This window comes from Shewanella septentrionalis (genome assembly GCF_025370265.1).
In the GTDB taxonomy this organism is placed as follows: domain Bacteria; phylum Pseudomonadota; class Gammaproteobacteria; order Enterobacterales; family Shewanellaceae; genus Shewanella; species Shewanella hafniensis.
In genome coordinates this window covers 1-5,791 of sequence record NZ_JAMTCC010000081.1, presented here as the reverse complement: position 1 = coordinate 5,791, position 5,791 = coordinate 1, and the positions used below count along the sequence as shown (strand labels likewise).

At 46.3% G+C, this 5,791-nt stretch carries 5 protein-coding genes and 1 tRNA gene; 2 read left to right on the top strand and 4 right to left on the bottom strand.

The annotated features are described in order from the left end of the window. Positions 1-10 precede the first annotated feature (10 nt). Positions 11-87 (top strand) — tRNA-Met (locus tag NE536_RS22265). A gap of 616 nt (positions 88-703) precedes the next feature. On the opposite strand, the gene NE536_RS22260 is transcribed toward NE536_RS22265, so the two are convergent. Together NE536_RS22260 and NE536_RS22255 are read right to left on the bottom strand one after the other, a co-directional pair. Further along, positions 704-1,825, bottom strand: a complete 1,122-nt coding sequence (locus NE536_RS22260; RefSeq protein WP_261274052.1) for a beta-ketoacyl-ACP synthase III — start codon at positions 1,823-1,825, stop codon at positions 704-706. Next, positions 1,822-3,063 (bottom strand): RDD family protein, encoded by a 1,242-nt coding sequence (locus tag NE536_RS22255; RefSeq protein ID WP_261274051.1) that lies wholly within the window; start codon positions 3,061-3,063, stop codon positions 1,822-1,824. Before NE536_RS22255 ends, NE536_RS22260 begins: the two co-directional genes overlap by 4 nt. A 251-nt stretch (positions 3,064-3,314) precedes the next feature. On the opposite strand from NE536_RS22255, the gene cysK reads away from it, so the two are divergent. Further along, positions 3,315-4,283 (top strand): cysteine synthase A, encoded by a 969-nt coding sequence (gene cysK / locus NE536_RS22250; RefSeq protein ID WP_006085400.1) that lies wholly within the window; start codon positions 3,315-3,317, stop codon positions 4,281-4,283. A 52-nt stretch (positions 4,284-4,335) separates the two neighbouring features. Here the strand turns inward: cysK and NE536_RS22245 are convergent, their stop codons facing one another. Both NE536_RS22245 and NE536_RS22240 read right to left on the bottom strand, forming a co-directional pair. Continuing rightward, entirely contained in the window at positions 4,336-5,487 is a 1,152-nt protein-coding gene (locus NE536_RS22245; protein ID WP_261274050.1) for an IS4 family transposase, read from the bottom strand. Beyond that, complete coding sequence (locus NE536_RS22240; protein WP_261274049.1) at positions 5,478-5,657, bottom strand: hypothetical protein; 180 nt, start codon at positions 5,655-5,657, stop codon at positions 5,478-5,480. Before NE536_RS22240 ends, NE536_RS22245 begins: the two co-directional genes overlap by 10 nt. Positions 5,658-5,791: the final 134 nt, after the last annotated feature.

Below are 5,791 nucleotides of genomic sequence, written 5' to 3'. Positions count from 1 at the left end.
AACAATCGGACGCGGGATGGAGCAGTATGGTAGCTCGTCGGGCTCATAACCCGAAGGTCGTCGGTTCAAATCCGGCTCCCGCAACCAATTTAACCAGCATACGCTGGTTTTTTTGTACCTACAATTCAAAGAAACCCACAGTAAAATATGGGATAGAGCGGCATGCTAACTCATCGGGCTCAACTCTTTATAAATAACGGGCGAAGGTCATCAGTTCAAATCCGGCTCCCGCAACCAAATCTCTTATGTAAGAGAAGATAACCAGCTTAAGCTGGTTTTTTTATACCTGAAATTCATAATGATCTTCTGTAAATCATCACCAGAGCATCACTGGTAACTCTTCGGGCTCAACTCTTTATAAACAACAGGCGAAGGTCGTCGGTTCAAATCCGTCTCCCGCAACCAATTCTCTTATATAAGAGAAGATAACCAGCTTAAGCTGGTTTTTTTGTACTTGAAATTCGTAAAACCTTCTGTAAATCATCACCAGTGCACCACTGATAACTCCTCGGGCTCAACTCTTTATAAACAACAGGCGAAGGTCCTCGATTCAAACTCGGCCCTGTAACCAACTCTATTTATAAAAGAAAAAAATAACCAAGTATCTAACCAATTCAGTTCACTTGAGGTGAACTGCATTGGTTAATTGAAACTGTTTATATTAATAGATACCGCAGACAAATCTGCTTATTACGAAGCTAGCTTAGCACTTCTGCAAAATCACACTGCCGATGGAATATCCCGCGCCAAAAGAACTTAATAAGCCTAAATCACCCGCTTTAAAGTCGCTGGAATACTTATGAAATGCAATCACGGAGCCAGCGGATGCGGTATTGGCGTACTCGTCTAATACGACAGGCGCTTGTTCCGCTGACACATCATCCCCAAGCAGCTTTCGCACCACGAACTGATTCATGTTGATGTTAGCTTGATGCAACCACAAACGCTTAAAAGACTGCGGCGTTAACGCTTGCTCGGCCAGATGTTCATCCAAATGTTGGTAAATCATCGGCAGCAGCTCTTTAAACACTTTGCGCCCTTGTTGGTGGAACAGTTTATCGGCCTGATGGGCAGCACTGGGATCGCAGCGATTCAAGAAACCAAAATTACTGCGAATATTATTCGAATAATCAGTAAAACAGCGGCTTGAGAGAATTTTAAACACATTGTCAGATTGAGCTAGGCTTTGCTCTTCCAGTACCAGTGCGGTCGCGACATCACCAAAGATAAAATGGCTGTCACGGTCGCGATAATTCACCTGCGCCGAACAAATCTCAGGGTTAATCACGAGCACTCTTGAGGCTGAGCCCGTAGCAATCGCATTAGCAGCGGCGACAATTGCAAAGGTTGCCGATGAACACGCCACTTGCATGTCGTAACCATAACCGCGCGTACCGAGCGCACGTTGAATTTCAATTGCCATCGCAGGATAGGCACGCTGGGTATAAGCACAGGCAACAATCACCAGATCAATCTGTTCAGCTTTGAGATTGGCATTGCTAAGTGCCATCAATGCGGCTTCAACCCCAATTTCAGCCTGCATGGATAACTCTTCGCTGCTGCGCTCTGGAATTAACGGCATCATGACTTCGGGATCGAGAATGCCCTCTTTCACCATCACATATCTGTGCTTGATGCCCGAGGCTTTTTCAATAAATTCGCTTGAGGAATAGGACAAAGCCGCGACATGGCCTTGCTCAATTAAGCCTGCATTTTCAAGATTATAAATATCCACATAAGCATTGAAGCTCTCAACTAAGGCTTCATTAGAAATACTGTGGGGCGGCGTAAATAAGCCACTCCCCGAAATCACGACCTGTTTCATAGGTGCTCCGAACGGGTGCTTGTTGTAAGGTGAGCAGAGGCGGCATCATCACTCGTAAGCGCGGGCGCTAACTCACTTGGCCCCTGCTGCTCTAATCGTTGCTTTTTATGCATTTGTGCTAAGTCTATCACGACTGTTGAAGATATTTTATCTTGGATCCCCTGCCGATTGGCATCCCAAAATATTTGCATAAAGCCAAGTAAGCCAGTAGTGAAGCCTGCGGCGTAACCACCATAACGGCCAAAGGCGGCCCATAAACTGATTTTAGCGCCATCGAGCTGGATCACCCGAATGCCAAGCATCTTCTTGCCTAAGGTTTGCCCATCAAACCGGGCGGTAAAAACGGTAAAGTAAAACGCCGCCCAACCAAAGCCCAATCCCATATCACTCATAAAGCCTTTAACCCAAGCGATAACACAGTGGGTGGTGGATTCCTCTTCATCATCGACGCTTTTCACTCTTGTGCTTGGCGAAGGTACTGTTTTGGTTGTGTCTGTCGTTTCGGTTACTTTTGCAGCATTAGCCGCAACACCTTGCGCGGGATCAGTTGGTTCAATTTTTTCAATGGCTTGAATCGGCTTAAGCAGCTCAGACTGAGTATCAGGCATTTGCAACTCAGCTTGGGGCGCGATAACTGGCCACAAGGTGCCATCAAGGACTTCCGTCTGGAGCTTTTCGCTATCTGCAGCAGACAAACTACTGTTGGCTATGGCGTGAAGGACTATCTCCCGTCGCTCAATCTCTGTCATGCCCTTTGATGCTGAAGCGTTTTCTATCACCTCGCGCAGGGATTGAACTTGAGTTTTACCACAAGCGTAATTATCACAAAGGCTCAACGAAATGATGGCCGGAAGCGAGGTAAGAATTTGTTTACCCAATGCAGCCCCCTCTACTGCCTGCTCATTATCGGTATTGCTTGAGCCATTAACATTAAGCAGATTATCGGCGGTCGTGAGCAACATAAAAGCCAACATTGCGGCATAAAGTCCCCATTTGAGTAAACGACCCAATTTATGACTGCGTTTCTCAATATAAATGATACCGACCACCAGCAACACAAACATCCAATCCATCTGCTCCGCTAACACTGTGATCAGCAAACCATCAATCAACATGGCTAAAGCGCGTTTTAGCGGCGCCGCCAATGGCGTATAAAGCACAGTGTCTGCAATGGTAAAAGCATGGGGAGTCACCATAGTTTTTGGGTCTTTGCCCAAATCCGTTTGCTGTTGTTTCATGTTTGCGTCTTGTCCGATACGAGTGATAGGCTTGTTTTACGATTGACACATCAAGAAGTTATCCTTGCGAATGCAACAATCTTTTTTATGTTAGCAAGAGGTTAACACAGTTAAACTGGCTGCCAATCAGGGTTTGCGAATAACAGCACATCCTTTAATAACCAAATCGAATAAAGAAGAACAAACAATCACTTCTAAAAGCGCCACAGCAGATTATGATTCAATAGTGCCAACATAGGAGCAAGCAATCCATGAGCAAAATTTTCGAAGACAATTCATATACTATTGGTAATACCCCGCTAGTACGTTTAAACCGTGTTAGCCAAGGTAAAGTGCTGGCCAAAGTCGAAGCGCGTAACCCAAGTTTCAGTGTTAAATGCCGTATCGGTGCCAATATGATTTGGGATGCCGAGAAAAAGGGTCTACTGACTAAAGACCACGAGCTGATTGAGCCGACGTCTGGCAACACAGGTATTGCGCTGGCGTATGTAGCCGCGGCCCGTGGTTATAAGCTTACCCTGACGATGCCAAATACCATGAGTTTAGAGCGTCGTAAACTGCTCAAAGCCCTTGGCGCAAATCTCGTGCTGACAGAAGGCGCGAAAGGCATGAAAGGTGCAATTGATAAAGCGGAAGAAATCCGTCAATCGGCTCCTGAAAAATACATTTTATTACAGCAGTTTAATAACCCTGCTAACCCTGAAATCCATGAAAAAACCACAGGTCCAGAAATCTGGAATGATACCGATGGCGAAGTGGATGTGTTTGTTGCAGGTGTAGGTACGGGCGGTACGATTACAGGTGTGAGCCGTTACTTGAAAAAAGTGGCAGGTAAAACCATTACCTCAGTGGCGGTAGAGCCAGCAGATTCTCCTGTGATTGCGCAAACCTTAGCAGGTTTACCGGTACAACCTGGACCACATAAAATCCAGGGTATTGGCGCAGGCTTTATCCCTGGTAACTTAGATTTAGAGTTGATTGACCGCGTAGAAGCTGTCACTAACGATGAAGCCATCGACATGGCACGCCGCTTAATGCAAGAAGAAGGTATTTTAGTGGGTATTTCATCGGGTGCCGCCGTTGTTGCCGCAAACCGCATCGCTGAATTGCCAGAATTTGCGGGCAAAACCATTGTGGTGATTTTGCCATCGGCTGCCGAACGTTACTTATCTTCAGTCTTGTTCCAAGGCCAATTCGGCGACGAAGAAAACATTCAATAATCGACGTTGGATTCCCCTTTAAAATACCCAGCCTTTGCTTAATGCCACTCGCTTAAGAGCGGGTGGCATTTTTACTTGGATATTTCACCGTTTTCTTTAGCACCACACGCGGGTAGCTGGGCCGCTTCCTCTTCGGGGGTAAAATCAACCTTTTGCCATTTTCCCTCAGTCGTTTTAAGTGCTGTGGGATCGCTCCTGGACTCCCTCTGTCGCTCCAACCAAACTCATCCTGTATTAAAAACAGGGCATTAATGAAACTTATTCTCTGTGGCTCAACTTTATGCTGCACTGCCATGGCAGCCATCTCTAGCCGAACAATATTGTAGGTCGTCAAGATCCCCCATAATTCTTGATACACCCCATCCTTCTTCTTACTGCGCAGGACAGGTTTATTTTCCAGTTGATATTGCTTCAGCTCACCATAACCCCTCTCTATCTCCCATCGCTGCCAATACACCTTGAGCAAATCGTTCACTGGATAAGTGTCGGGACATAGGCAGGACGTGATAAACCCTTTGATATCACCTTTGGGTGATGGCATAAGGATAAGGCGGGCTTGCCAGCTCTCCCCCAGATAAGGCGCTTGTTGTTTAGCTTGGGGTGATACCGGCATCTCAACCAGATGGTCATACTCTGAGAATGACTCGATAATTCTATAGCGGGTCTTAGACTTTATCGGGGTTAACCAATGGGTGTTAGTCCCGCTTCCTTGCCAGCTGATGAGCAATTCGGCAGACATAAACCCACGGTCAAACAACGTGAGCGAATGCTCGGGAGCTGAGCCAACCAATTGCTGTGCGTAGTGAATTTCACTGTGGGTAACAGGCCCGAAAGCCGCATCAGAAAGTAAGTGGCTGCGAGTAGACATTAAGGTGACAGCCAGCACAGAGGGAAAAGAAGCCGTGCTTTGTGCAAAGCCAAAGTAATGGTTTTCTTCAGTGTTATGTGTCTTAAAATACGTCCCATCAACACTGAGCAATTTCAATCCCGCTATCTCATCAAATTCACACTGTGTTTCCCACTGTGCAGCGGTTGTTTTGAACAGATAACGCATGGGCTCTGAACCCAACTTTTCTTTGGCTTTGATGATGCTACTGGTCGCCAGTGGCGGGAGCTCCCCCTTGGCGTCGGGAAAGGCCAGTGAGAGCGTATCACAGACTTGCTGAATCGAGCGGTTACGCATCAAACCAATGCCTAGAACCAACCAAACAGCTTGCTCTGCAGGGAAACGACGGGTTCGAAGTGATGTGCCCTGCCAGTTTGTTGCACAGCCTCAGCCACCCAATCCATGGGAACATGTTTGGCGAATACATCAATATCCTGCGATTGGCAAAATTCAGCAGTAACAAGTAGCTCTTTAGAAAATTCAGACATAAAAAAATCAGCCGCAACTTAGGTTGCGGCTGATTATGAAGCCCTTGAAAGATCGTTCAACTACTTAAAACGATCAGCATTAAGCCTTTGCTGGGTATTTTTATTTGTGACATTGCATTAATTAGATCCCGGCT

Bases quoted from the DNA above. Each gene is read 5' to 3' on its own strand.
- NE536_RS22240 (WP_261274049.1), bottom strand. From the start codon at position 5,657: ATGTCTGAATTTTCTAAAGAGCTACTTGTTACTGCTGAATTTTGCCAA.
- NE536_RS22260 (WP_261274052.1), bottom strand. From the start codon at position 1,825: ATGAAACAGGTCGTGATTTCGGGGAGTGGCTTATTTACGCCGCCCCAC.
- NE536_RS22255 (WP_261274051.1), bottom strand. From the start codon at position 3,063: ATGAAACAACAGCAAACGGATTTGGGCAAAGACCCAAAAACTATGGTG.
- cysK (WP_006085400.1), top strand. From the start codon at position 3,315: ATGAGCAAAATTTTCGAAGACAATTCATATACTATTGGTAATACCCCG.